This is a genomic window from Prosthecobacter sp. Pr1, assembly GCF_057652315.1.
The window spans coordinates 122,061-147,480 of the sequence record NZ_JBYFBS010000007.1 but is presented as its reverse complement, the minus strand read 5'-3'; the positions used below and the strand labels follow the sequence as shown (position 1 = coordinate 147,480).

Sequence of the window (25,420 nt, the reverse complement as noted above, 5' to 3'; positions counted from 1 at the left end):
CTCCTTATGAAACTCACACTTCTACTGACCCTCGCTCTTGGTCCCCTGGCCGCACTGCATGCTGAGAACTGGCCGATGTGGCGGGGGGCGAACGGGGACGGCACCTCTGCGGAGTCAAAGCTGCCGGAAAAATGGAGCCAGACGGAGAATGTGGTGTGGAAGGTGGAGCTGCCGGAGCGGGGGAACTCGACGCCGGTGGTGTGGGGGGACAAGGTGCTGGTGACGCAGGCGATTGAGAAGGAAGGGAAGCGGCTGCTGCTGTGCTTTGACAAAAAGACGGGCAAGCAGTTGTGGGACGCGGGCACTATCTACCGGGAGCCGGAGCTCACGCATGCCACGAATCCGTACTGCGCAGCCTCACCCGCGACGGATGGCGAGCGTGTGATCGTGTTCTTTGCCTCGGCGGGAGTGTTTTGCTATGACATGAATGGCAAGGAAGTGTGGAAGCGCACAGATCTGGGCAAGCAACACCACATCTGGGGCAACGGGACTTCGCCAGTGCTCGCGGGGGATCGGGTGTTTCTGAACTTCGGGCCCGGGGAGAACACGGTGCTGTACTGCTTTGACAAAAAGACGGGCAAAACGATCTGGCAGCACAAGGAGCCGGGCGGTGCCTCCGGCGAAGGGGCGGACAAGAAGTGGCTGGGCTCGTGGAGCGATCCGCTGCTGCGCAAAACCGGCGCACGGTATGAACTGCTGATGAGCTACCCCCGGCGTGCTTGTGCCTTTGATCCGCAGACTGGCAAGGAACTGTGGACCTCCAGCGGCCTGACTGACCTCGTTTATAATTCTCCGCTTTATGCGGATGGTGTGATGATCGCCATGAGCGGCTACGGCGGCGCTGCACTGGCGGTGAGGACCGGCGGCGATGGGGATGTGACGGAGAAGAACCGTGTCTGGCAGCTGCCGAAGGTGAGTCAGCGCATCGGCAGCGGCGTGGTGCATGGCGGCTACCACTACATCCTGAGTGATGGCGGGATCGCCGAGTGCCGGGATCTCAAGACGGGGGCGATGGTGTTTCAGGAGCGTCTGAAGGGCAACAACTGGTCTTCGCTGGTGCTGAGCGCCGATGGCAAATGCTATGCGGCGAATCAGATCGGCGACTGCTTCGTCTTCAAGGCCAGCCCGAAATTTGAACTGCTGGCGACGAATTCACTAGGGGAGAAAATCATCGGCTCCATCGCCGTTAGCGAAGGCCAGCTTTTCATCCGGGGCTACAAGCACCTGTGGTGCATCGGGAAGAAGTAGCGGCGGGTATCGGGATTAGCCCGGGGAGGGGAGGTGCATGCCCAGCATTTCCCTTTGACCCCACCGGGCCGCGACGCTAACGAACGTGCTCCCGCCTATGGCCGCCTCAGACCGTCAGCATACACTCGCCAAGTCCGTCTCGATGACGGGCACCTCGCTGCATACCGGCGAACAGGTCACACTCACCCTCCAACCCGCCCCGGAAAACTTTGGCTTCAAGTTTCGCCGCATCGATCTGGAGGACAAACCCTTCATTCCGGCGCTGGTCGAGAAAGTCCAGAAAGTCGAGCGTGCCACGACCATTGCCGAGGGCGGGGTGAATGTGCACACGGTCGAGCACGTGATCTCTGCGCTGGCGGGGATGGGCGTGGACAATGCGATCATTGAAATGGATGCCAACGAGCCGCCCATCGCGGATGGCAGCTCGATGCCCTTTGTGGAGCTGATCAAGTCCGCCGGACTGCAGGAGCAGAAGGAAGCGCGCAAGGTTTTCGAAGTGCGTGAGCCGATCTACCAGGAAACGCGCGACGGCACGATCCTGACCATTGTTCCTGACAAGAAGTTCCGCATCTCCTGCACGAACGTGGGCCCGGGCGGACGCTTCACGCAATATTTCAGCACGGAGATCAATCCTGAGACCTACGAGAAGGAAATCGCGGCGGCGCGCACCTTTGTGTATTATGAGGACATCGCCCCGCTGATGGAGAAGGGGCTGATCAAAGGCGGCACGCTGGAGGCGGCGGTCGTCATTCGCGGGGACACGCTGCTCTCGAAGCAGCCGCTGCGCTTTGCGGACGAGTTCGTGCGGCATAAGATTCTCGACATCGTGGGAGACCTGATGCTCTCCGGCAAACGCATCCAAGGCCACGTCATCGCCGTGCGTCCGGGCCACGGACCGAACACGGAGCTGGCCCGCGCCATCGTGGCGCAGTACAACCAGATGCGCAGCATGGTGCCGGCGCCGGTGCACATCCCCGGTGGCGAGGCCGTCCTCGACATCAACGAGGTGATGAACATCCTGCCGCACCGCTATCCCTTCCTGCTGGTGGACCGCATCATCGGATTCGAAGGCGAATCGAAGTGCACGGGCATCAAGAATGTCACGATCAACGAGCCGTATTTCCAAGGTCACTTCCCCGGCCATCCGATCATGCCCGGCGTGCTTCAGCTCGAAGCGATGGCGCAGGTGGCCAGCATCGTGCTGCTGCGCATGCCAGGCAATCAGGGCAAGATCGGCTACTTCATGAGCGCCAACAATGTGAAGTGGCGCAGGCCGGTGCTTCCCGGTGACACGCTCCTCATCGAAACGGAAATCCTCAAGACCAAGCGCAGCATCGCCAGCGGCATTGGCCGTTGCAGTGTGAATGGGCAGGTCGTTTCCGAGGCCGAGCTGATGTTCAGCGTAGTGGATCGTTAAAAGTTAGATTGTTCACGCATGCCCGCTTCGATTCACCCGACCGCCATCATTGATCCCTCCGCCAAAATCGGTGCGGATGTCCACATCGGTCCGTATTGCATCATTGGCGCGGACGTGGAGCTGGGAGATGGATGCTGGCTGCAGCACCACGTGACGGTGATGGGGCCTTCGAAGATCGGGAAGAACAACAAGTTCTTCGCCTACGGCTCCATCGGCCAGCAGACGCAGGATTTGAAATACAACGCGGAGCCGACGTGGCTGGAAGTGGGTGACAACAACACCTTCCGTGAATTTTGCTCCGTGCACCGCGCCACGTCCGCCGGGGACAAGACGGTGATCGGCAGCCACAACAACTTCCTCTCCTACGTGCACATCGCGCATGACTGCATCGTGGGAAATCATGTCATCTTTTCCAACAACGGCACCCTCGCGGGGCATGTGGTCGTTGAGGATCATGTCATCATCGGTGGTCTGACGGCGGTGCATCAGTTTTGCCGCATCGGCACACGCTCGATCATCGGTGGCTGTGCCAAAGTGGTGCAGGACATCCCGCCTTTTTGCACGGCGGATGGCAACCCGGCGCGTGCGCGTGGCTTGAACATCGTCGGCCTGCAACGCGCGGGATTCACCCGTGAGCAGATGCGTTCTCTGCGTGAGGCGTTTCGCAAAGTCTATCGCAATGGTTTGAACAACGCCCAGGCCGTGGAGGAACTCCGTGCCGGAGAGCTCACGCCGGAGGCTGCGGCCTTCACCGACTTCGTGGCCACGACGAAGCGGGGCATCATTTTCGGCGGCAAGGCCGAGGCAGAGGAAGAGTAGCCCTGCTCCTGCGGAACAGTGGAGTGTGGTGCAAACATTACGGCTGGGAGCGTCTTGAAATCTGGGGCCACGCTGAGCTGTCCTTGTTGTACAGCCACAAGGCTACTTTCACTGCATCCTTGCTTTCGTGGCTGCGCTGAATGGTGCTAAAGTGGCTTTCTTCGATGCAAATCCTTCTAGTCACTGAACCCGGAGTGGATGGCGTGTTCCGGCACGTTGAGGCACTGGCGTCGTTTTTGATGGAGCGGGGTCATCGCATCCATCTGGCGTATTCGGATGTGCGGGGTTCGGACCGGCTGACACAACTGGTGGCGAAGGTTTCTGCGGCGGGTGGCAAGACGGTGAATCTCGCGGTGAGCAATGCGCCCGGTCCCGGTGACGTGGCTGCGCTGCTGAAACTGCGCAGGCTGGTGGCGGAGGCGCGGCCGGATGTGATCCATGCGCACAGTTCCAAGGCGGGTGCACTGGCACGTGCGCTGGTCTGGCTGGGTGTGAGGCAGCCGGTTTTCTACACGCCGCATGCCTACTTTGGATTGTCGGGCAAGGGGGGGATGAAGTCGCGGGTGTTCAATGCGGTGGAGACGGTGCTCGGGCGCATTGGCACGACGATCAATTTGTCTGAGGGGGAGAGGGCGTTTGCGCGGGACTCTTTGAAGATTCCGCAGACGCGGCTGCGTTTGATTGCGAACCCGGTGGACTGTGTGCGGTTTCGGCCTGCGGATGCTGAGAAGCGGCAGGAGATTCGTGCAGCGCTGGGTGTTCCGGCGGGTGCGATCCTGCTGGGATCGGTGGGGCGTCTGGCGTTTCAAAAGGACCCGCTGACGCTGTATCATGCGTTTGCCAAAGCCTGCCAAAAAAGGCCCGAGCTGTGGCTGTATCATCTGGGCGAGGGCGAGCTTTCGGCTGAGTGTGCGGCTCTGGCGGATCAGCTGGGCATTCGTTCGCGGATTGTGCGCCAGACTTACTTGTCCGAGCCGTTGTCGTTTTATCAGGCGCTGGATGGGATGATTCTGACATCACGCTATGAGGGGCTGTCCTTTGCGGTGCTGGAGGCGCTGGCCTGTGACCTGCCGGTGATTTTGAGCCGGGTGCCGGGGAACAACGACTTCACGGAGATGGGGCTGTCGCACTGCTGGTCGGCGGGCAAGGAGGATGTGGATGGCTTTGCGAGTGTTATCGGGCAATGGGCGCAGGATTGTGCGCTGGGGCGGGTTTCGAATCATCGGCAGATCGCGGAGACGCGGTTCAGCCAGGAGGCGTGTTTTGGGGCGATTGTGCGGGAGTATGAGCAGAAGGTGGGGCGGTAATTCTGGGCTGGAAAAATCCAGGGGCGACGAAAGCGATTCTCCCTCTCCCCGCCCCTGACACACGGTGGCAGTCTATGTTTTTCTTCGGGGGAGAGGGCTGGGGTGAGGGGACGACGAGCATCCTGCGTAGGCATGGGATGACCCCTCACCCGGCCTCTCCCCAAAGAGAGTCTTGGGCATTGCCATATCTGCTGTGGGGAGAGGGGATTCGCTTTGAGTCCATCGTAAATGATATGTGCGCAAATCTGCGCTCGGTTGTTTTGCCACGCAGCTTGATCTCGTGAGGGCAGGCGCTTAGCTTTTCGGCTTTCATGTCATTGTTCCGACATCTTCTCGGTCTTTTCTGCCTTGGGGCCATGGTGGGGCATGCAGCGGAGGTGCCGTGGGAGCCTGCGATGCGCGATGACACGGCGTATTGGGCGGGCACGGTGAAGCAGCAGGCTGAGAAGATGAAGCAGTCGCATGCCAAAATCCTTTTCATTGGGGACTCGCTCACGGAGAGCTGGGACAAGGAAATCTGGCAGAGGCGCATCGCACCGGCGCAGGCGCTGAACTTTGGCATCGGTGGTGAAGGGCCACAGCATGTGCTGTGGCGTCTGGAGCATGGTATTCTGGAAGGGCCATCGCCTGAGACGGTGGTGCTCATGATTGGCATCAACAACTTCTGGCGGCACTTCAGCGCTGCGGATACGACACTTGGCATCGAAGCCATTGTGGAGCGCATTCACACGCGACATCCGACGACGCGCATCGTGCTGCTGGGCCTGCTGCCGGTGTATGAGGCGACATCGCCGATCCGGTCATGGATTGCTGAGATCAACAGGGGGCTCAAAAAGCTCGATGGTCGGAGCAAGGTGGAGTTCTTTGATTTCTCATCCGCCTTTTTGGAAACGGACGGCAATCAACGGCTTCAGCTTTACCAGGAGGATCATCTGCATCTTTCCAAGGCGGGTTATGTCGTGCTGGCTCGTGAACTCACGCCTGTTCTTAAACTGCCTGCCGCCCTGCCATGAAGTCGATCAATCCCACGCTGCGAATCGCTGAACTGGATGCTTTGCGCGGCATTGCGGCTATGGCGGTCATCCTGTTTCATTTCACCAGCGGCATCGCAAAGAACTGGACGTTTCACCTGTACGATCCGCCGTTTGAGTTTCCTTATGGCGGCACGGGGGTGGATCTGTTTTTCATGATCAGCGGCTTCGTCATCTTCATGACGCTGGACCGTGCGAGGTCTGCGATGCACTTCGCCGTGGGGCGTTTTTCGCGTCTGTATCCGACGTTCTGGGCCTGCGCGCTGATCACGCTGCTGGTCACTGCCAACCATGGACTGCCGGGAATGGAGGTCACGCAGCGTGATGCGCTTTGGAACATCACGATGCTGCCGCGGTTTGCGCGGGCGCAGATGATTGATGGCGCGTACTGGTCGCTGGAATTCGAGATCTTGTTTTACGTGGCCATGCTCATCCTGCATCGTCTGGGGGCCTTCAAGAAGCTGACCGTGCCGGTGCTGCTGCTGTGGCTGGGTGCGGCGGCGGCGGCGCATGGGGTGCTCACTTACGGGCAGCCGGAGTCGTTGGTTTATCGACTGACGGGGAAGATCAAGGCGGTCACGAGTCTCGACTACATTCACCTGTTTGGCGTGGGCATGATTTTATACGATGCGCATCGCCGGCGTGCGTGGAGCCTTGGGCATACACTGGTGCTGGTGTCCTGCGCGGTGCTGGCATGGTGGAAGGCGGCGTTTCCGCTGCACTTTGTGTTTGTCGTTGGCTTTGGGCTGCTGCTGCATCTGGCGACGACGGGATGGCTGCCTTTTCTCAATGCGAAGCCGCTGGTGTTTTTGGGAGCGATTTCGTATCCGCTGTACCTCATTCATCAAAACATCGGACTGGTGCTTTTGAATGCGCTGGGTGGTGTGACGGACTCGGCGTGGTTGAGGCTTGGTATCACGGTGGCTGCGATGGTGGTGCTGGCGTGGGTGATCTCGGTTTGCATTGAGCGGCCGTCCATGCGGTGGGTGCGGGACAGGCTGCGGCGGTTTACGTGAGGTGTACGGAGCGCGGACTTTAGTCCGCAGCATTCCGCAACACCAGAGGCGTCACATTCGCTTGGGGCTTTCGCCGCGCCGAAGATCTCGTGCTTGCGGCTTTCTGTCTGGGATGACTCACGCTAGGCGTGAGCGACCTGCTGCGGACTAAAGTCCGCGCTCCTTCTGCGCCTGGAGCCAGGCCTGGAACATGAGGATGTCCCAGAGGTAGAAGTGCCAGTTGCGGGTGCCGCTGAGGTGCTCCTGCCACTTCTGGCGGATGGAGGCGGGGTGGAAGAAGCCTTCGCGTTTCAGGCGTGATTCGCTGAGTAGATCCTCGGCCCATTCGCGCAGGGGGCCGCGCAGCCAGATTTCCAAGGGGATGCCGAAGCCTTGCTTGGGGCGGTCGATCATGGCCTTGGGCACGTGACGGTAAAGCGTTTCGCGCATGAGCCATTTGCCTTTGCCGTCGCGCACTTTCATGGAATACGGGATGGTCCAGGCGAACTCGATGAGGTTGGTGTCGAGCAGCGGGATGCGGCCTTCGAGACTGACGCCCATGGCGGCGCGGTCCACTTTGGTGAGGATGTCGCCGGGGAGGTAGGTCTCCATGTCGAGATACATCATGCGATGCGTGAAATCGCTGACACGCGGCCATGCCTTGGTGTTGGTGATGGCGGTGATGGGATCTTTGCCGTCGATGACAATGTCCGTGGGCTTTTTCCAGTAGGACATGAGATTGAGATAGAGCGTCTCGATGCCGGGAGCGGCGACGACTTCGGCAAGTTTGTGCAATTTATCACCGACAGGGATGTGGCGCCTGCTCTTGGGCAGGAGCTTGGAGCCGAGGGCGTTGAGCGGGCCGGGAGGCACTGCGGTGAGTGCGGCTGCGGTGAGCTTTTTCAATGCAGGGGGCATCCAGGCGAACTTGCTGTGGAGGCTGCGGCCCATGGCGTAGCGTTCGTAGCCACCGAAGAGTTCATCGCCGGCGTCTCCGCTGAGGGCGACAGTGACATGCTGCTTCGCCATCTTGCAGACGAGATGTGTCGGGATCTGCGAGTAGTCGGCAAAGGGTTCATCGTAGAGCGCGGGAAGCTGCGGGATGACATTCAGCGCGTCCTCACCGGTGACGTACATTTCGGTGTGCTCGGTGCCGAGGTGCTTGGCCACGCTCTTGGCGATCTCCGCTTCGTTGTACTGCTTTTCGTGAAAGCCGATGGTGAAGGTGCGCACGGGGCGGGCGCTTTGCTTCTGCATCATCGCCACGATGAGGGAGGAATCGATGCCGCCGCTGAGGAAGGCTCCGAGCGGCACGTCGGAGATCATGCGCATGCCCACGGCTTTTCTGAGCATGGACTCAAAGGTGTCGATGGCCTCGGCCTCGGTGCCCGTGAAGGGATGGTCGAGGCCGCGTTCGACGACTTGCGGCAGGCTCCAGTAGTAGCCGGGCTGCGGGCGTTCGGAGGGAGCTTTGAAGCTCAGCATCGCAGCGGGTGGCAGCTTTTTGAACCCTTGATAGATGCAGAGCGGATCGGGGATGTAATTGAAGCGAAGCAGAGAGGTGAGGGCCTCGCGATCCACAGCGGCGTTGAAGCCGGGGAAGCGCTGGATTGCCTTCAGCTCGGAGGCGAACACGAGCGTTTCGCCGATCCATCCGTAGTAGAGGGGCTTTTCGCCCATGCGATCGCGGGCGAGATGCAGCATGCGCTGCTGCTTGTCCCACACGGCAAAGGCAAACATGCCGTTGAAGCGTTGGGTGGCTGCAATGACACCCCACTGGCGAAAAGCGGCCAGCATGACCTCGGTGTCGGAGTGGCCGCGCCAAGTGTGGCCGAGGGGCTCGAGCTTGGCGCGCAGTTCCTGGAAGTTATAGATCTCCCCATTGAAGACGATGACGAAGCGGCCATCCGCGCTGTTCATCGGCTGGTGGCCGAGCGGGGAGAGATCGAGAATGGAGAGACGGCGATGGCCCAAGGCGATGCCGCTGGATGAGTCGACCCAGGCTCCGGCGTCATCGGGGCCGCGCAGGATGATGGCGTCCGTCATGGCGGTGACGATGGCGTTCATCTCGTGCCCGGGGCACGCTGAGGGAGGATTGAAGAAGCCAGCGATGCCGCACATGAGTCAGGGATGGGGAAGGGGGGATGCGAGAGGATGCGGCACCGGGGGCACGGGAGCTGCGGCGGATGCGTGGGACGAGTTCAACAGAGCGGCGAACTTATGCAGGACACTCCCGATGGAGAACTGCTGCTCAATGCGTGTGCGTGCGGCGGGATCTTGAGTGATGCCAGAATCGAGCATTTCGATGCAGGCTTTGGCAAGTGCAGCGGGATCGCCCGGCGGCACCAAGTGGCCGGTCTCACCGGTGACCCAGCGGGTGTCGCCGATGTCCGTGGCTACGACTGGAACAGCGCAGGCCATCGCTTCGCCGACGACGTTTGGAAAGCCCTCGCCAAAGGCGGAGGATGACACGGCAATGTTGAGCGAGGCGGTGAGCTCGGGCAGGTCGTGGCGCTCGCCCAAAAGCTGGATGTTGGGAGGAACGTCGAGTGTTTCGGTGTCAGCACCGACGATGATGAACTGCGTGTCAGGGCGTTTTTCAGCGATGAGTTTCGCAGCGGCGATGAAGGTGGCGTAATCCTTCATGGGGGCATTGCGGCCAAAGCGGCCGATGCGTCCGGGGACGGGCTTGCCGGGCTGCCATTTGGCGAGATCAAAGCCGTTTGGAATGAGCTGCGTTTTGCTGGCGCGGAAGCCGATGGCTTCGTGTTGCTTCGCACCGGTCTGCGTGTTGTAGGTGATGCGCTGCGGCAGCCAGGACAGTTTGGCGAGGGCACGGATGACGAGCGCAGAGCCGCGCTTTTCGTGCTTCAGATCGTAGAGGCTCTGGCGCACATTCCAGATGATGGGAACGCGTTTGAAACGCATGAAGCGTGCGAGCACGGCGGCGAAGCAGCCATGGTACATCCATCCCATGAGCACGTCCGCGCGGGTCTGCCGGACCAGTTTGAACAAGCGCCAGAGGGAGCTCAGCGTGGGTTTGCCGGCGGGCATGTCGAGGCTGTGGACTTCGATGCCAGCTTCGCGCAAAGCTGTGGCGTGCTTGCCGCCTGCGGTGAGGGAGATGACGACGTGCTGAAACTGCGGCAGGCCGCGAATGAGCTGGACCAGCATCATCTCTGCGCCGCCGCTGCCGAGGCCGGTGGTGAGCCAGAGCACTTTTTTGGAAAGCAGGCGGCTGGTGCGTTCGATGAGCTTCGCCACGCTGAATTCATCCACGATGCGCTGACGTGGGTTGTGCGGGTGGAAGGCGAGCATGCAATGGGCGAGCGCGGTGTGATCGCCCACGGGGAAGACCTGTGTTTTGTCGCCGATGATCCAGGCGCTGTCGCCCACGTTGCTGGCGATGCAGGGCACGCCGCAGGCCATGGCTTCGCCGATGACGTTGGAGAAGCCTTCGCCAAAGGCGCTGGAGTTCACGAGGCAGTCGAACTTGGCGTAAACGGCGGGCATGTCGTGCTGCGCGGGCAGCCAGGTGATGCGGTCGGCGATGCCGAGTCTGGCGGCGAGGTCGCGCATCTGCTGCTCGTAGGCGGCATCACCCGAGCCGACGATGATGAATCTGGCATGCGGATCGAGGGCTGCGGCGGCGAGGAAGGTGGCGTGGTCCTTCATCGGGTTCATGCGGCCGACGAGGCCGAAGGTGAGCTCCTTGTTCGGAGTGCGCGGCTGCGGCTTGAAGCGCTCGGTGTCGATGCCGTTGGGGATGACGTGCATCCTCTGGAGCGGATAACCACGGGCGGCGTAGTAGTCGCGCCCGGCCTGCGAATTGCAGAGGATGAGATCGGCGAAGCGGGCGAGGAGGCAGTTGAGGCGGAAGCTGGCCTTGCTGAGGATGCCCCAGAGGTGCGCGTCTGACTGGGAATCACGCACGCCCCAGACGATGCGTGGAAAGCCGCAGAAGGGCTTCAGGAACAGCGCCATGAGATTGGACTCCGCGAGGTAACCGTGGAGCACCTCGGGGCGGACGCTGCGGGCGGCTTTGATGAGGCGGATGAAAAAGCCGGTGAGATCCCAGCGGCTTTTTTTACCAACGCAGATCGTCTGCACACCGGAGGCCTCGAGTTCCGCACGAAAGGGACCGTCGTAGAAATGCAGTACGCAGACTTCGTGGCCCTCCTTGACCAGACCACCCGCGAGCAGCACGAGCTGGCGCTGGGCGCCGCCATGGCCGAGATCACGAATGATGAAGGCGATCTTCATGGCTGCGGCAGCGGGGAGTGAGGCGTGGCCTGCGCCTTCGGAGGAGCGGAGAGAACGAGGCGGAAGCGCCCGCTGTATACCAGATTGCAGCACACGGCGGCGGCGAACCAGTAGTGCGGGGATTCCACGAGAATCTGGCTGCAGGGGATGAACAACCACAGCGGGACGAGGCAGTAGAAACCGCGCAGCTTGACCAAGAAACAGCGGATGGTCAGCACCAGCAGTCCGCCGATGTAGAGCAGCACGCCGGGGATGCCGATGTCGATCCAGAGGGAGACGATTTGATTATGCGGCTTCCAGATGCTGGTGCCTGCTCCGGTGCCATGACCCCACAGAGGTTTTTTGCCGGCGGCCTCCCAGCCGTCCTGCAGATCCTTGCCGCGTTCGGGGGATTTGATGCGCTCGAAGTCGAGTTCGTAGATGGCCTTGAGACGGTCCGTCGTGTCCTTGTTGGTCATGATCCCGACCTTGGTGGAAGTCTGGGCCAGGATGGCCACGCCACCGATGGCGAGGGGAACGCTGATGGCGACCAGGAGCAGCATGCCCATGAAGTGTTTGCGCAGATTTCCAATGATGTAGCAGAGAATCAGGCAGGAAAACACCGCCATGCCGCTGCGGCTGAGGGTGAGCGCGATGGCGGGCGCGACGAAGCCGATGAGCACGACGTTCCACCAGAAGCGGGGATTCAGCGTGAAGATGACCGAGAGCATCAGCGTGATGATGATCGGCGGGTCATTGGGATCGTCCGGGAAGCCGGCCATGCGGCCCGGGATGCGCGTGAAGGAGCGGAAGCCCAGCCATTCGTAATACACGCAGCCTGCGGAGAGCACGGCGGTGCAGACGGCGGCCCACATGGCCACGCGCCGCCATGGCTCCGTGGAAAGCAGCAGCACGGTGGTGAAGGTGACGAGGAAGTTGGAGAGCAGGGACATCACCACAATGCTGTGATCCCCCAGGGCCGTGATGGTGAAGCGCTGCAGAAACGCGGCATCCAGCACGCGCAGCAGCGGCACGATGAGCATCAGAAAAGCGGGCGGGCAGATGCTGGGCTTGTTCAGCAGAGACATCACTCCGGCACCCGCCAGCGTGAGCAGGGTGTAGTCGCGTGGTTTGAAGGGAATGACGCCTGCGCCATCGGCCCAGTACAAAGCCTTGGTCATGGCAGGCACGAGCAGCGCGAGCGCGGCCAGGAGGAGAAACTTCACCAGGCGCTCGCGGCGTTTCGCGGCGATCTGCATGTAGGCGGGCATCCTGGGGGCGGCGTTCATGCGGCCTCCTTTCGGCGGATCACCAGCAGGCAGGTGGCGCAGGTGGCGAAGGCGCAGATGCAATGCACGATGGTGGTGGAAAGCGCGATGCCTGCCGCACCCAGATGGCGCATGAAGAGCCAGTTGAGCGAAGCATTGAGAAAGAGGGCGCTGAACGCGATGGTGAGCATGTGGCGCGAGGCCTGCAAGGAGATGACGATGCGTGCAGCCACGGTGCCGAGAATGTAGAAGGGAATCTGGAAGGCCGCGTAGCGCAGCACCTCGGCCACGCGCTGGGTGTCCTGCGGGCCGAAGGCACCGCGCTCAAAGAGGATGCGGACGATCCACGGGGCGAGGAAGCACATGGCCAGCGTCATGGGCAGCGAGGCGCTGACGATGATCCCGGCGCTGGCGAAGAGCCGCTTGCGCAGGCCGTTCCAATCACGGCGGGCGACGAGCTCGGCGAAGTGGGGGAAGAGCACGTCCGAGGCGGGCCCGGCGGTGACGGCGAGGACGATGGCGCAGACTTTGTCCGAATAGCCCAGCACGGCCACGGAGCCTGCGGTGAGCCATGCCGCCATGGTTTGATCCACCACCACCGCACTGCCAAAGGCGACGCCGCCGATGAGGAAGGGCACCGCATTGCGCAGCACCACGCGCAGCCCCGGCTCCCTGTGGCGCAGGGAGCAGCGCCACCAGCTCAGGCTGCGCGGCAGTCGGCGGAGGATGGCCGCCAGCAGCACCGAGAGATGCGCCACCGCGCCCCAGACCGTGCCGGAGACGAGGGTCCAGGCATTGACCTGATTGCCAGCGAGCAGCAGTGCGATGACGATGCCGAGGGGCACGAGCATCGGTGCGGAGGCGGCCAGCAGAAAGGTCTTCCCGGCACGCAGCCAGGCGCCGAGGTGCTGGGCCACGCCAAAGCAGAGCAGGAAGGGGAGCAGGCCGCGCAGCAGGCTCACAGCGAGCGCCTGTTTGGCAGGCTCAAAGCCCTTCGTCGTCCATGCGACCACCGAGGGAGCCGCGAGTGCCAGCAGGCCACCGCAGATCAGCAAGGCCGCGAAATGCGATGCGACACTCTGAATCCCAAGGCGGTAGGCGCGGCGCAGGCCCCGGCGCTCGCGCAGTTCAGCGTAGGCGGGCACGAAGGCCTCGGGGATGCCGCCACCGAGCACCGAGCCGATGAAGGTGTAAAAGCCAAACACGACCATGAAGGCGTCGAGCTCGCTGGCGGTGCCGAGTTTGTTGGCGACGAGGGCGTCCTTGGCGAAGGCGACGATCTTGCCGACCATCGTGAGCAGCGCCACCAGAAGAAAGCCCGAGACCATGGCCGACCCGGCCCCGCGTGCGAGCAAGGCACGAAGGGGGGCTGGCAGGGCGAGGCGGATTTCAGGCATTCTAGTAAACTATAAACACCATAAAAGGATTCGGCAAACTTGAGGTCGGGATATTTAGGAGGGGATTCGGGGGGAGGACGGGTGGTTTTTTCCCGTTCTCTGACAGGGGGTTAAAGCGTGTTTTAAGGGGCTTAGGCGCACCGTGGCGGGTTGGGGTGTTCTTGTATTGACGGGTGGGGAAAGGCGCGTGGAAGTGGGGCGGGAGGGGCTGTGGGAGGGGGCTGGCTTGGCATCTGCGCGAACGCGACAGCCTCTTGGACTGCGTGCGGCAAGCCTGGGCGCTTCGCAGGCTGGAGGGTGGGCTGAGGCCGAAGACCATGGAGCGCCTCGCGAAAGCGGTGTCGCCGATGCAGGCTTGCGCCTTGCATCTCTGCCACCGCAGTCCAAGACGCTGGCGCGTGGCTGGGGGACTCCAGACGTCCACAACGCGCGCTGCCAGACGGGCTTTAGGAAAGGGGTGGGCGGCTGGGCTGCCAACCGACGCTGGAACGAAGGATTCTACGGACGCGCACAACGCGTCCCTACCATCCGCGCAGCATACCCAGGGCTGGTAGGGATGCGCTGTGCGCGTCCGTGATTTCGGGTCTGTCGCTTCGCGGGCGATCAAAAAGGTGCGCCGTCCCTAGGGCGGTGAAAGGCACCACGCGTGGGCCTCGCGATGCGCGGTTCTATGCCTGGCTTCAGACTGTCCCACTGGGCCAAAGGGTGTTTTGAACCCACGTTGAACCCTGAGCCCATGAACCTGATGCCGGCGGGGTTGGCCAACAGCGGGGAGGTTTGTCTGACCCCCGTTGGGGTTCGGTTCGCCGTTGGGTTCAGGCTCACAGGCTCACTACTTATATATAGGTAGTGAGCCTGTGAGCCTGATAGGATCATGATCCTATCAGGCTCATGATCCTCGTTTGAGCCTGAGCCTGGCTCATCGCGGGAAGCGCTGGTCCGTAGGATGGTTGTGGCGGCAGCCCGTCCGTCCATGAGCGTGCGGCAAGCACCCTGGCGTGCGGACGTCCTCGCAGTCGGGCGGTTTGGCGGTGGGAGCGGTGGGGCGTGGGAAGGTGCAGCGCGCCAAACACGACCGACCTACGGGCCGGAGCCTGGCTCTGCGCCACGGGGCGGCATGGAGGGTGGTTTCCATCCTGTGCGTCCTCCTGCTTCCAACGGGGGTGGGAGGTACTGCATCCAAACCCCGCTGGCTTTCTCCCGTCGGGGGTTGGGATTGGTATCAAGGTATCACTCCCTATATATAGGGAGTGATACCTTGATACCATGATACCGATGGTATCAATGATACCGGTTTGATGCCAAGTGATACTTGATACCATTTCATGTCATGAGGATTGGCGGTGCGGTTGCAGCGGTTCGCAAAACCCATTTCCGTTTGGCGGGTTGTTTCTTGCTCGAGGAGCATGGGCTTCGACGGCGGCTGGCTGAGGACAGCCAGCCCCACCCGCGCTGGGCTGGCGCGTGTCCGGCGCGAGGCATGGATGCTTGTCCGCAAGCCTCCGCCGAGTGTCGCCACGCATGCTTTTCGGATCAGTTTTGGAAACGCTGTATCTCAAGCGCCCAGATGGGGGATCGGGACGATCCCCCCTCCGCCTGCTGCAGCGAGCTCTGGAGGAGAGGGATCGTCCCGATTCCTCAATGCTCCGCTCTCGCCCTCGGCTCCGCATTGGAAAGACGCGGGTCTCTTCTTGGATGACGCCGCAGCCATCACCGCGCCAGACGGGGGATCAAGATGATCCCCCTCCATCGGCTGCGGCGTGCTTTGCGTTGTTCGAGTGCTCTTTGAGAACCGACTCAGAGCTTCGGCTCCAGCGTTTCGCGGTCTCCGGCGGCGAGGGTCAGGCAGACGATTCCCTGGCCGAGCAGCGGGTAGGTTTGGGAGCCAGCCAGGCCGGGGGGCGTCTTGGCGGGGAAGGAGGGGCTCAAGGCGGTATCGAACACGAGGGACCAGAGGATGTCCGGGCCGCCGGGGAGGGTGAAGGGCTGTGGCTCGGCGCTGTTGTTAAACAGGAGCAGCAGCGTGGCGGAGGAGTCACTCACGGCGCCCATCAGTGCGCCAAAGCAGCGGCGGGTCTCCTGATGCCATTCCTCATGGTGCAGCAGGGTGCCATCGCTTTCCAGCCAGAGGACGTCGCGCAGGCTGGTGGCGGGATTGAGCTTGCCATCGAAATAGCTGCGGCGGCGAAACACCTCATGACTGCGGCGGAAGGCGGTGATCTGCCGGGTGAAGGTGAGCATTTCTTCGTCGCAGTCTTGCCAGTCCAGCCAGCTGATGTCGCTGTCCTGGCAGTAGGCGTTGTTGTTGCCGCGCTGGGTGCGGCCGCGTTCGTCGCCAGCGGTGATGAAGGGGACGCCGAGGGAGCACATCATCGTGGCGATCAGGCTGCGGCGGAGCTGGCCGCGTGTTTGGAGCACCTTGGGGTCGGTGGTGGGGCCTTCCACGCCGCAGTTGGTGCTGTGGTTGTTGCTGTCGCCGTCGCGATTGTCCTCGTTGTTGGCTTCGTTGTGCTTTTCCGCGTAGCTGACGAGGTCCAGCAGCGTGAAGCCGTCGTGCGAGGTGAGGAAATTGATGCTGGCCAGGGGCGGACGCTGGTTCCAGCCGAAGACGTCCTGGCTGCCGCAGAAACGCTTGGCGAACTCGGCGGTGCAGCCGGAGTCTCCGCGCCACCAGCTGCGCACGGTGTCGCGATACTTGCCGTTCAGCTCGCGCCAGGGTTCGGGGAAATTGCCCACCTGATAGCTGTCCATGCGGGAGATGTCCCAGGCTTCGGCGATGAGCTTGACGCGCGAGAGCACGGGGTCCTGCGCCACGGCGCTGAGGAAGGGGGACTGGCGGTTGAAGCCGTCCTTTTCATCGCGGGCCACCGTCACGGCCAGGTCGAAACGGAAGCCGTCCACGTGCATTTCGGTGACCCAGTAGCGCAGGCTGTCCAGGATGAGGCGCAGGGCGGGCAGGCTGGCGGAGTCGACCGAATTGCCGCAGCCGGTGACGTTGATGTAGTCCGCGCCGTTTTCGCCGAAATGATGCCGGTAGTAGCTGTGATCGTCGAGCCCGCGAAACATCAGCGAGGGGCCGTGCTCATTGCCTTCGGCGGTGTGATTGTACACGACATCCAGGATGACCTCGATGCCGGCGGTGTGCAGGGCCTTCACCATGGCCTTGAACTCGCGCACCTGCTCCTGCGGATCCGCTGAGGAGGCATAGGTGTTGTGCGGTGCGAAGAAGCCGATGGTGTTGTAGCCCCAGTAGTTGGTGAGGCCACGGCCCAGCAGAAAGCCGTCGTCCAGATGCTGATGCACCGGGAGAAGCTGCACGCTGGTGATGCCGAGATCCCGCAGGTAGGAGGTGACGGCGGGATGCGCGAGGCCGGCGTAGGTGCCGCGCAGCCTGGCAGGCACGTCCGGGTGCGTTTGGGTGAAGCCCTTCACATGCAGCTCACAGATCACGGTGTCCTGCCAGGGCACGCGAGGGATGGCATCGCCGGTCCAGTCGAAGGATTCATCGATCACCACGCTTTTCAGGGCGTGTGAGCCGTTGTCGATGCATCCCAGGGAGTGCCGTGGATCGGGCAGCGTGCGCATGTGCTCGGCCTCGTCGGGCGTGCCGTGGATGGCGCGGGCGTAGGGGTCGAGCATGAGCTTCTTGGCATTGAAGCGCATGGCGTTTTGGGGCAGCCACGGGCCGTGGGCGCGGTAGCCGTACAGCGTGCCTGCTTGGATCCCGCGCACGGTCGCATGCCACAGATCGCACTCGGTGCGCTGCATGCGCACGCGGGCGGTCTCGCGAGCGGGGTTCTTGGGATCGTAGAGGCAGAGGTCCAGGGCCACGGCATGGCGGGAGTGCACCACGAAGCGGGTGCTTTCGCGCAGCAGCGTGACGCCGGGAGTCAGCGGTTCACCATTGATCTCGAATGAAACAGGGAAGGGGGAGGCTGGGACGGCCGCGCGAGCAGGGGGCGTGGGCGTGGACATCCGGGCAAATTTGCGTTTCAAGCTTGTGAGCAAAGGTTGCATGAGATCCACAACGCACAACGTTTGCCATGCCGCCATGATTTATCGCCATTTTCTTGTCCTTTTTCTTGTCATTTGCTCCTCATGGGCTCACGCCCTCAAGCCGGCGGACCCGGCACGTTTTGAAAAGGCCATCCAGGCTTTTGAAGCGGAGGATGCGGCCAAGGCGCCGCCGAAGGATGTCACGGTGTTTGTCGGGGCTTCGAACATCCGCCGCTGGCAGTCGCTGCCGGAGCGGTTCAAGAAAACGCCGCTGCTGAATCGCGGCTTTGGCGGCTCGCAGCTCAGTGACGTGGCGTTCTTCGCGGAGCGCTGTGTCATCAAATACAAGCCGAAGCAGGTTTACCTCAATGCCGGTGGCAATGACCTGCATGCGGGAAAGACGCCGGAGGAGGTGCTGGCAGCGTTTGAGGAGTTTGTGACGAAGGTGCGCACAGCGCTGCCAAAGACTGCGATTTCCTTCATCTCCATTCCGCCTTCGCCTTCGCGCTGGGATGAAGTGGAGCAGGTCAAGCAGGCGAATGCGCTCATCGCCGCGTCCTGCGAAAAGCATGGGGTCGTTTTCATTGATGTGTTCTCACTGCTGCTCGGTGCAGATGGCCAGCCCCGGCCTGAGCTCTACGTGGAGGACAAGCTGCACTTCAGCGAGGCGGGTTACGATGTCGTGACCTCCGCCATCCGCTGGCAGAAGGACATCCTGGCCTTTGCGAAGAAGGATGCGGAAAAGGCGCCGCCGGAGAATCCCATCGTGTTCACCGGCAGCTCCAGCATCGTGAAGTGGAAGAGTCTGGCGGAGGATTTCCCCGGACTGCCGGTGATGAACCGCGGCTTTGGCGGCTCCGAGGTGTTTGATTCGTTCAACTACGCGCACCTGACCGTGATCAAGTACAAGCCCCGGCAGGTGGTGATGTATGCGGGTGGCAACGACATCAATGCCGGCAAAACGCCGCAGCGGGTGTTTGCGGATTTCAAAGCCTTCGTGGCCAAGGTGCATGCGGCGCTGCCGGAGTGCCGCATCTGCTACATCTCGAACGCGCCGAATCCGAAGCGCTGGAGCATGATCGACAAGATGATCGAAGCCAGCCGTCTGGTGGAGGAGTACACGAAGACCGACAAGCGGCTGCAGTTCATCAATGTGTATCCGCACATGCTGGGGGCTGATGGGAAGCCGAAGCCGGACATCTTTGTGGAGGACCAGTTGCACATGAATCCGAAGGGGTATGTGATCTGGAAGGAAGTGGTGGGGCCGTATTTGAAGTAGGGGGGGCTCAAGCGACGCGACAGCGTCTTGGAGTGCGTGCGGCAAGCCTCGGCGCGACGCCGCTTTCGCAAGCCGGATGGCATGCTGGGACCGAAGAACTTTCTACACCCTGGGAAAGCGGTGTCGCCGATGCAGGCTTGCGCCTTGCATCTCTGCCACCGCACTCCAAGACGCTGCCGCGTTCGCATAAGCGCCGCATCAAAACGTTGCCCACGGAGAGGAAGATTGGAGCAATAGATTTTAAAAGGGGCTTTAAACCAGCCCCTCCTTCACCGCCTTCGCGATGGCGCTGCCACGGCTGCGCACCTGGAGCTTCACGTACACACTGCGGATGTACTCGTCTGCCGTGTAGTAGCCGATGCCGAGCTGGGCGGCGGCGTCTTTGATGGTGCTGCCGCTGACGAGGAGCTTCAAAATGTCCAGCTCACGCGGGGTGAGGCCGTAGTCCTTCTGCGGCACGTTGGCCTTGGAAAACATCTCCAGCACGCGACGTGCGATGTGGGGATTGATGGGGGAGCCGCCTGCGGCTGCACTGCGGATCGCGGCGGCGATGTCCTCGGTGTTGGATGTTTTCAGAAGATACCCGGCGGCACCGGCGCAGATGGCGCGGAAGATTTTGTCGTCCTCTTCAAACACGGTGAGGATGACGATGGCGGTGCTGGGTGCAAGCTGGCGCAGGCGTGTGATGCCATCGATGCCATTCATGCCGGGCAGGCCGACATCCAGCAGAAGCACCTGCGGCGCAGGCTCCGTGGCGAGCGCGGCAAAGGCATCCTCACAGGCGGTGAAGCGCTGCGTGCAGGCGATGCCGTCGAGACGGTTCAAGGCCCTGACGAGACGCTCGCCGTAGGTCTTGTGATCTTCGATGATCCAGAGGTGGATGGTGTCAGGCATGGGGTGTGGATGATTGATTGTGGGCCGGGGCATTTCGCTGCAGTTGATCCAGCACGGCCCGGCGCACGACTGAGCGCACGTGCTTGGTTGTGAGCGATGACTTCGTGGGAGCACTGAACTCCGGCCGTTTGAGCAGGACGTGAATCATGGCCGCAGCCGGGGTCCAGCCTGCAGATTTGAGCGCTTCTTTGAATCCTGCGACATGGGTGCCATGCTGGGCCGTGGGCATGCCGTTGCACCAGGAGCGCCAGTGGCAGGACTTTGCAGTGCCGCAGGCTGCAGCATTGATGTTAACATCCTCCAGTTCAACGTTCAGCTGAAATGCTGACTGATCAGTGCTCGTGAAGGCTTCATCCTTTTCTGAAGACTCAAACTCAGCGAGGTCAAGCAGCCCGCCCGGTGCATGAAACGTCTCTTCTTGAAGTCCTAACATCACACCTGGAAACAGATGAGCAGTGTCGAAGAGCCTGCGTCTCACCATGGACCATCGAGGGGCCTGTGCGGACATCACTGCCGGGTCAGGCACGAAGGTGATGCTGGTTCCGCGTGCGGATGACTTTGATTTTCTCAGAGGGGCGGCGGCATGCCCCTTCTCAAAGCGTTGCTCCCAGCGAAATCCGGCACGGTGGGAGACAACCTCAACGACGCTCGACAAGGCAGACACCACGACCAATCCGACGCCTCCGGCATTCAAATGGACGTGAGGGCTGTGCCCGTCTGCTGTTGGCGTGGAATGGAGTTCGGTGAAATAGGTTTCCGCCAGCGTCTTGCTCCCTGCACCTGGGACGTCGAAAGGCAGGCCTTCGCCATTGTCAGAGACGCAGAGGGAATGGCCATCATGCCAGGAGACTCCTATGCGGTCAGCCTTTCCCGCGAGGTATTGGTCCAGGCCGTTTGCCACCAGTTCATGAATCAGGTGCTCCATACCGCGTGGTCCTGCATCGCCAATGTACATGCCGGGTCTTTGACGGATCATGGCAGCGATGTCAGAGGACGGGGAACTCATGAGGATGATGCGCAGGAATGTGCCGTCTCAGGCATGCAGCGGCAGGGTGAGGGTTAAAACGGTGCCTTGGGGCGATGAGGTGATGTCGGTGCGGCCTTGATGTTTGGCGGCACGGCGGTGCAGATTGGTGAGGCCCATGCCGGTGTGTTTGGCGGTGGGGTCGAAGCCGTGGCCGTTGTCGCGGAGGGTGAGGATAATGTCGTTCTGCGTCTGCTTGAGGGTGATGTGCACCTCCGTGGCGGCAGCGTGGCGGGTGATGTTGTGCAGGGCTTCTTTGAACATCAGCATGAGGTCGCGCTGGCGGTCCACCGAGAGGCGGCGGGTCTGGGCGTGGTCATCGAGATCCAGCGTGTGCTGGATGCCGCGCAGCATGCGGTCGGCGGTTTCGCGGAGGAGGGTGGGCAGGTCGTCGGTGCCGTAGCGTTCGCTCTGCATGAGGCGGGTGATGTCGCGCATGGCGTCCACGGTTTCTGCGGCGATGTCTTTGATGTCGGTCAGATCTTCGCGAGACTGGGGGCTTTGTCCGCCCTCTGCCAGAAGGTCCTGCGCGATGAGGGCGATGCTGCCGAGGCTGCTGCCGATCTCGTCGTGCAAATCCTGGGCGATGCGCTCGCGCAGGCGTTCGAGTTCTCCGCGCCGGATGCGCCGCTGACGCTGCAGCCAGAGGAGCAGAACGATGACACCTGCCACTGCCACGCCGATGAGCAGCCCCAGGGCGTTCTTCTGCCAGTGCTGCGTGAGGGTTTCTCGCTTCTTCTCGATCACTCCGAGCTGGTGCTCCACCTCGCGCCGCTGTGAGAGATCCACCAGCCAGCCGGGCCAGTCCACGATGTCCGCACCGCTGGCAAAGCCGTCCACCAGGGCTGCGCGTGACCAGCCGTTTTGTTCCGTGGAATTGGGGGAATTCACATCGCAGCCGGTGGCGATGTTTTTGCCTGCGGACCAGATCTGCATCTCCGCCATGGCCAGCACGACGGAGCCGTTGCTCACATGCGGATCGAGAACCTGCAGGCGCACAAAGCGTGCGCGATGCGCACCGACGAGGGTGACCACATTGTCTCCGGGCAGGGCGTTGTAGCTGCCGGACTGGGGCGTGGGCAGGAGGCGCGGATCTTCATTGTCCTCTTCGCGCAGCTCGATCTGGTAGCGCACCGGAAAGCCGTAGCCGTGGCTGTGGGAGAACTGCGGCGGATGGGAGGGAAAGAGGCGGATCTCGTCGATGGGCCTGACGGTGCCGAGATCAATCTCCACCCAGGGGTTGTCGTAAGGGCGGCCTTCGCTGGTGGGCACACTGCGAAAGCCCAGCGTGGGGCTGGGGCGTGTGCCGAGCGGCGGACCTAGCACGGTGTGGCCGTCCACGAGATTGATGCGACCCCAGTCGGGGCGTGTGCCCTGGCTGCTGCTGGCTTTCACGGCATTAGGGCCAATGGCCTCCAGCCGCGCGCCGAGGTTTTGCTTTCCCTGCAGCAGCATCACTTCGCCCAAGGCGCAGAAGCTGCGTTCGCCCGTGGTGCAGAGACGCGTCGCGGTGATACGCACCTTTTGCGCCATGCGTCCGCCTGCGGGGATCACCACGGGGAGCAGGCCCGGATTGGGGAAATCGGCGTCGGTGTAGTCGGCAATGATGGTGCGCTCATTGTCCTCGCCTTCATCCAGCAGCTCGACGTAAAAGCGGATGGGAAATCCGTAGCCTTTGCCCACGGCGGCTCCGTTCGGTGGCGGGGCGATGAGCACTACGGAGTCAATCTGCTGCGCCTGGCCGAGATTCAGCTCCACCCATTCGGCCTTGTCTGGAGAGGATGAGTACTCGCTGTGCCAGCCCAGACGCTGGGTGAGCTGCACCTCCGGCGCTGCGGGCATGGCGCTGAGTTTTTCCTGCAAAGCCGTGCGCTCTGCTGCGAGCGCGCGCATTTCAGGAATCCATGATGTGAGCTCGCCATGGGCTTCCCCGCCCCACAGCATGAGGAGAACGCCAAAGCATGGATGGAGAAGGTGACGCACCGTGAAGGGAGCCTAGCGAGGAGGGGACGGCCCTGCCACCGCCTTCTGCTGCCGCAGGGGCCCCCGAACATTCGGGGGAGCTGCACAAAGCTCTGCGGGGCACCGTTTGAACTCAAGACCGATGACACGCCTCCTGATCCCTGCGCTGACCGCTGCCGCCCTGCTGACCTCCCATGCTGCCATGGGGGCTGAATCGCGTGATCTGACCGGCCTCGTGCGCCCCTTCTTTGAGCAGCACTGCAACAGCTGCCACGGCGACAAGAAGCAGAAGGGGGATCTGCGCGTGGACAATCTCATCGTGGATCTGCAGTCACCGAAGATCATGGGACACTGGGAGGAGATCATGAGCCGCATCAATTCCGGCGACATGCCGCCGGAGGATGAAACGAGGCCGAAGCCGGAGGAGATTTCCAAAGTGGCCGACTGGATCCTGCTGCAACTGCGTGAGGCCGAAACCGTGCGCCAGTCTTCGGCGGGCGAGCGTGTGGCCTTTCGCAAGCTGACGCGTGATGAGTATGGCAATACAGTGCGCGATCTGCTGGGCGTGAACTTTGATGTCAAAGCACCGAGCGGACTGCCAGAGGATCCGGATTGGAAGGGCTTTGAACGCATTGGCTCCGTGCTGACGCTTTCGCCTGCACACATTGAAAAGTATTTGTCCGCTGCGGATGCGATTCTGGATGAAGCGCTGTCGTTGCGGCCTGAACCGAAGCGCGAGGTGATCCGCTGGGAGGCCTTTGACATGCGCTGGAAGGGCTTCAAGGAGGAGTATCAGGCGCGTGGCATCGCCGACGAGGTGCGCATCGAGATCGTGCCGAGGAACTACACCACGGACAGTTGGAACATCGAGATCAAGACCACCGGCGACTACTTGCTGCGGCTGAAGCTCAGCGGCTTGCGCCCTGCGGGCGGTCGTGCGCCGCGCCTGAAGGTGTATATGTCCAGCATCAACACCACGTTGATCGAGCAGGACATCGATGCGCCGGAAGACAAGCCGATCACGGTGGAGGCACGCGTGCATCTGGTGGCGGGCAAGTATCCGGTACGCATCATCAACTCCGTGCCGGGGCCGAACCCCGAAGGCCGGCGCTCGCGCCACAGCGGCACGCCGAACGCTTTTACCAACACCCGCAGCCGTGTGCCGTGGCAGCTCAAGCTCACGGACGATGATTTCAAACCGATCCAGCCGACGCTGATCGTGGACACCGTGGAGTGGGACGGGCCCATCGTGGATTCTTGGCCGACGAAGGCGCATCAGAAGATCTATGTGAGCAAAGACGCGCGGGAGATTCTGACACAGTTTGCCACACGTGCGTGGCGCAGGCCGGTGCAGGCAAAGGAGATCGAGCGTCTGATGCAGCCCGTGAACAAGTCGCTGGAACTGGGTGATTCGTTTGAGGTGGCGGTGAAGAACGGCCTGATCGGTGTGATGTGTGCGAAGAGCTTTCTTTATCTCGAAGAGGGCGATGCGGCCAAGGCTGCTCCGACGCTCAGCGATTACGAACTCGCCTCCCGTCTGTCTTACTTCCTGTGGAGCTCGATGCCGGATGAGCATCTGCTGGAGCTCGCCAAGCATGGCAAGCTGCACGATGCGAAGACGCTGCGCGCCGAAGTGCAGCGAATGCTTGCCGATCCCAAGGCTCAGGAGTTTGCCGACAGCTTCCCGCGCCAGTGGCTGCAGCTGCGCAAGGTGGGCATGTTCCCGCCGGACAAGGAGCTGTATCCCGACTACGACGAGAATCTGGAGCAGAGCATGGTGGCGGAGACGCTGGGCTTCTTTAACGAGGTGCTGAAGCGCAACGGCAGCCTGCGCGAGTTTCTCGACTCCGACTGGTCCATGATCAATGAACGCTTGGCCATGCACTACGGCATTGAAGGCGTTCGCGGGGATCAGTTGCAGCGCGTGGCGCTGAAGCCGGAGGATCATCGTGGTGGACTGCTCACGCAGGCCTCCGTGCTCAGTCTTACTTCCGACGGCACGCGGCATCGCCCGGTGCATCGCGGTGTGTGGATGCTGGAGTCCATCATCGGCAGGCCGCCACCGCCGCCACCCGCCAACGTGCCTGCACTGACCACCCCGGATGCGAAGGCCAAAAAGACCACCGTGCGCGAGAAGCTGGAGCTGCACCGCTCCGACCCGAACTGCACCGCCTGCCACAACAAGATCGATCCACTCGGCATCGCCTTTGACAACTACGATGCGATCGGCCGCTGGCGCACCGTGGAGACGATCAAGGACGGCACTGGTGACAACCCGTCGCTGGACCCCGGCGGCGTGCTGCCGGACGGTCGCGCGTTTGTCGACTCGGTGGCCTTGAAAAAGATCCTGGTCGATGATCTCGATAAATTTGCCGCTGCTGTCACGGACAAGCTGGCCACCTATGCCTTGCGCCGTGGCATGACGTTCTCGGATCGCGAAGAGCTGAAGCGCATCGCTGAAGCATCCAAGGCCGACGGTTACAAGCTGTCCTCACTCATTGAATCTCTCGTCACCAGTCCGCTGTTTTTGAAACGCTAACC

General features: G+C 62.0%; 16 protein-coding genes. 8 read left to right on the top strand and 8 right to left on the bottom strand.

The features are described from left to right. Positions 1–6 precede the first annotated feature (6 nt). The 6 genes from AC24GY_RS13995 to AC24GY_RS13970 all read left to right on the top strand — a co-directional run bounded on the left by AC24GY_RS13995 (position 7) and on the right by AC24GY_RS13970 (position 6,838). Positions 7–1,248, top strand: a complete 1,242-nt coding sequence (locus AC24GY_RS13995; protein ID WP_487683963.1) for a PQQ-binding-like beta-propeller repeat protein — start codon at positions 7–9, stop codon at positions 1,246–1,248. 97 nt (positions 1,249–1,345) lie between these two features. Continuing rightward, positions 1,346–2,665, top strand: coding sequence for a bifunctional UDP-3-O-[3-hydroxymyristoyl] N-acetylglucosamine deacetylase/3-hydroxyacyl-ACP dehydratase (locus tag AC24GY_RS13990; protein WP_422320750.1), 1,320 nt, complete (start codon positions 1,346–1,348; stop codon positions 2,663–2,665). 18 nt (positions 2,666–2,683) lie between these two features. Beyond that, on the top strand, positions 2,684–3,484 hold the full coding sequence (gene lpxA / locus AC24GY_RS13985) for an acyl-ACP--UDP-N-acetylglucosamine O-acyltransferase (RefSeq protein ID WP_487683958.1): 801 nt from the start codon (positions 2,684–2,686) through the stop codon (positions 3,482–3,484). A 164-nt stretch (positions 3,485–3,648) separates the two neighbouring features. Beyond that, complete coding sequence (locus AC24GY_RS13980) at positions 3,649–4,791, top strand: glycosyltransferase (protein WP_487683955.1); 1,143 nt, start codon at positions 3,649–3,651, stop codon at positions 4,789–4,791. 311 nt (positions 4,792–5,102) lie between these two features. Further along, positions 5,103–5,804, top strand: a complete 702-nt coding sequence (locus AC24GY_RS13975) for a GDSL-type esterase/lipase family protein (protein ID WP_487683952.1) — start codon at positions 5,103–5,105, stop codon at positions 5,802–5,804. Then, complete coding sequence (locus AC24GY_RS13970; RefSeq protein WP_487683949.1) at positions 5,801–6,838, top strand: acyltransferase family protein; 1,038 nt, start codon at positions 5,801–5,803, stop codon at positions 6,836–6,838. The genes AC24GY_RS13975 and AC24GY_RS13970 overlap by 4 nt, the downstream gene beginning before the upstream one ends. 147 nt (positions 6,839–6,985) lie before the next feature. Here the strand turns inward: AC24GY_RS13970 and asnB are convergent, their stop codons facing one another. From asnB to glgX, 5 genes are all read right to left on the bottom strand, one after another. Next, positions 6,986–8,938 (bottom strand): asparagine synthase (glutamine-hydrolyzing), encoded by a 1,953-nt coding sequence (gene asnB, locus AC24GY_RS13965; RefSeq protein WP_487683946.1) that lies wholly within the window; start codon positions 8,936–8,938, stop codon positions 6,986–6,988. 3 nt (positions 8,939–8,941) lie between these two features. Then, on the bottom strand, positions 8,942–11,080 hold the full coding sequence (locus tag AC24GY_RS13960) for a glycosyltransferase (protein WP_487683943.1): 2,139 nt from the start codon (positions 11,078–11,080) through the stop codon (positions 8,942–8,944). Then, entirely contained in the window at positions 11,077–12,348 is a 1,272-nt protein-coding gene (locus tag AC24GY_RS13955) for an O-antigen ligase family protein (RefSeq protein ID WP_487683940.1), read from the bottom strand. The genes AC24GY_RS13960 and AC24GY_RS13955 overlap by 4 nt, the downstream gene beginning before the upstream one ends. Continuing rightward, positions 12,345–13,724 (bottom strand): murein biosynthesis integral membrane protein MurJ, encoded by a 1,380-nt coding sequence (gene murJ / locus AC24GY_RS13950; RefSeq protein ID WP_487683937.1) that lies wholly within the window; start codon positions 13,722–13,724, stop codon positions 12,345–12,347. Before murJ ends, AC24GY_RS13955 begins: the two co-directional genes overlap by 4 nt. A 1,797-nt stretch (positions 13,725–15,521) precedes the next feature. After that, complete coding sequence (gene glgX / locus AC24GY_RS13945) at positions 15,522–17,741, bottom strand: glycogen debranching protein GlgX (protein WP_487683934.1); 2,220 nt, start codon at positions 17,739–17,741, stop codon at positions 15,522–15,524. Between glgX and AC24GY_RS13940 the strand changes: the two genes are divergently transcribed. Continuing rightward, entirely contained in the window at positions 17,740–18,999 is a 1,260-nt protein-coding gene (locus AC24GY_RS13940; RefSeq protein WP_487683931.1) for a GDSL-type esterase/lipase family protein, read from the top strand. The two genes, glgX and AC24GY_RS13940, sit on opposite strands and share 2 nt — an antisense overlap. Before the next feature lie 252 nt (positions 19,000–19,251). Here the strand turns inward: AC24GY_RS13940 and AC24GY_RS13935 are convergent, their stop codons facing one another. From AC24GY_RS13935 to AC24GY_RS13925, 3 genes are read right to left on the bottom strand one after another with little or no spacing between them, the layout of a single operon-like run. Then, positions 19,252–19,893, bottom strand: a complete 642-nt coding sequence (locus AC24GY_RS13935) for a response regulator (RefSeq protein ID WP_422322702.1) — start codon at positions 19,891–19,893, stop codon at positions 19,252–19,254. After that, positions 19,886–20,899 (bottom strand): DNA topoisomerase IV subunit B family protein, encoded by a 1,014-nt coding sequence (locus tag AC24GY_RS13930; protein WP_487683926.1) that lies wholly within the window; start codon positions 20,897–20,899, stop codon positions 19,886–19,888. The genes AC24GY_RS13935 and AC24GY_RS13930 overlap by 8 nt, the downstream gene beginning before the upstream one ends. Positions 20,900–20,926: 27 nt before the next feature. Beyond that, positions 20,927–22,810, bottom strand: a complete 1,884-nt coding sequence (locus tag AC24GY_RS13925; protein ID WP_487683923.1) for an ATP-binding protein — start codon at positions 22,808–22,810, stop codon at positions 20,927–20,929. A 211-nt stretch (positions 22,811–23,021) separates the two neighbouring features. Between AC24GY_RS13925 and AC24GY_RS13920 the strand changes: the two genes are divergently transcribed. Next, positions 23,022–25,418, top strand: coding sequence for a DUF1592 domain-containing protein (locus AC24GY_RS13920; RefSeq protein WP_487683920.1), 2,397 nt, complete (start codon positions 23,022–23,024; stop codon positions 25,416–25,418). Positions 25,419–25,420 lie beyond the last annotated feature (2 nt).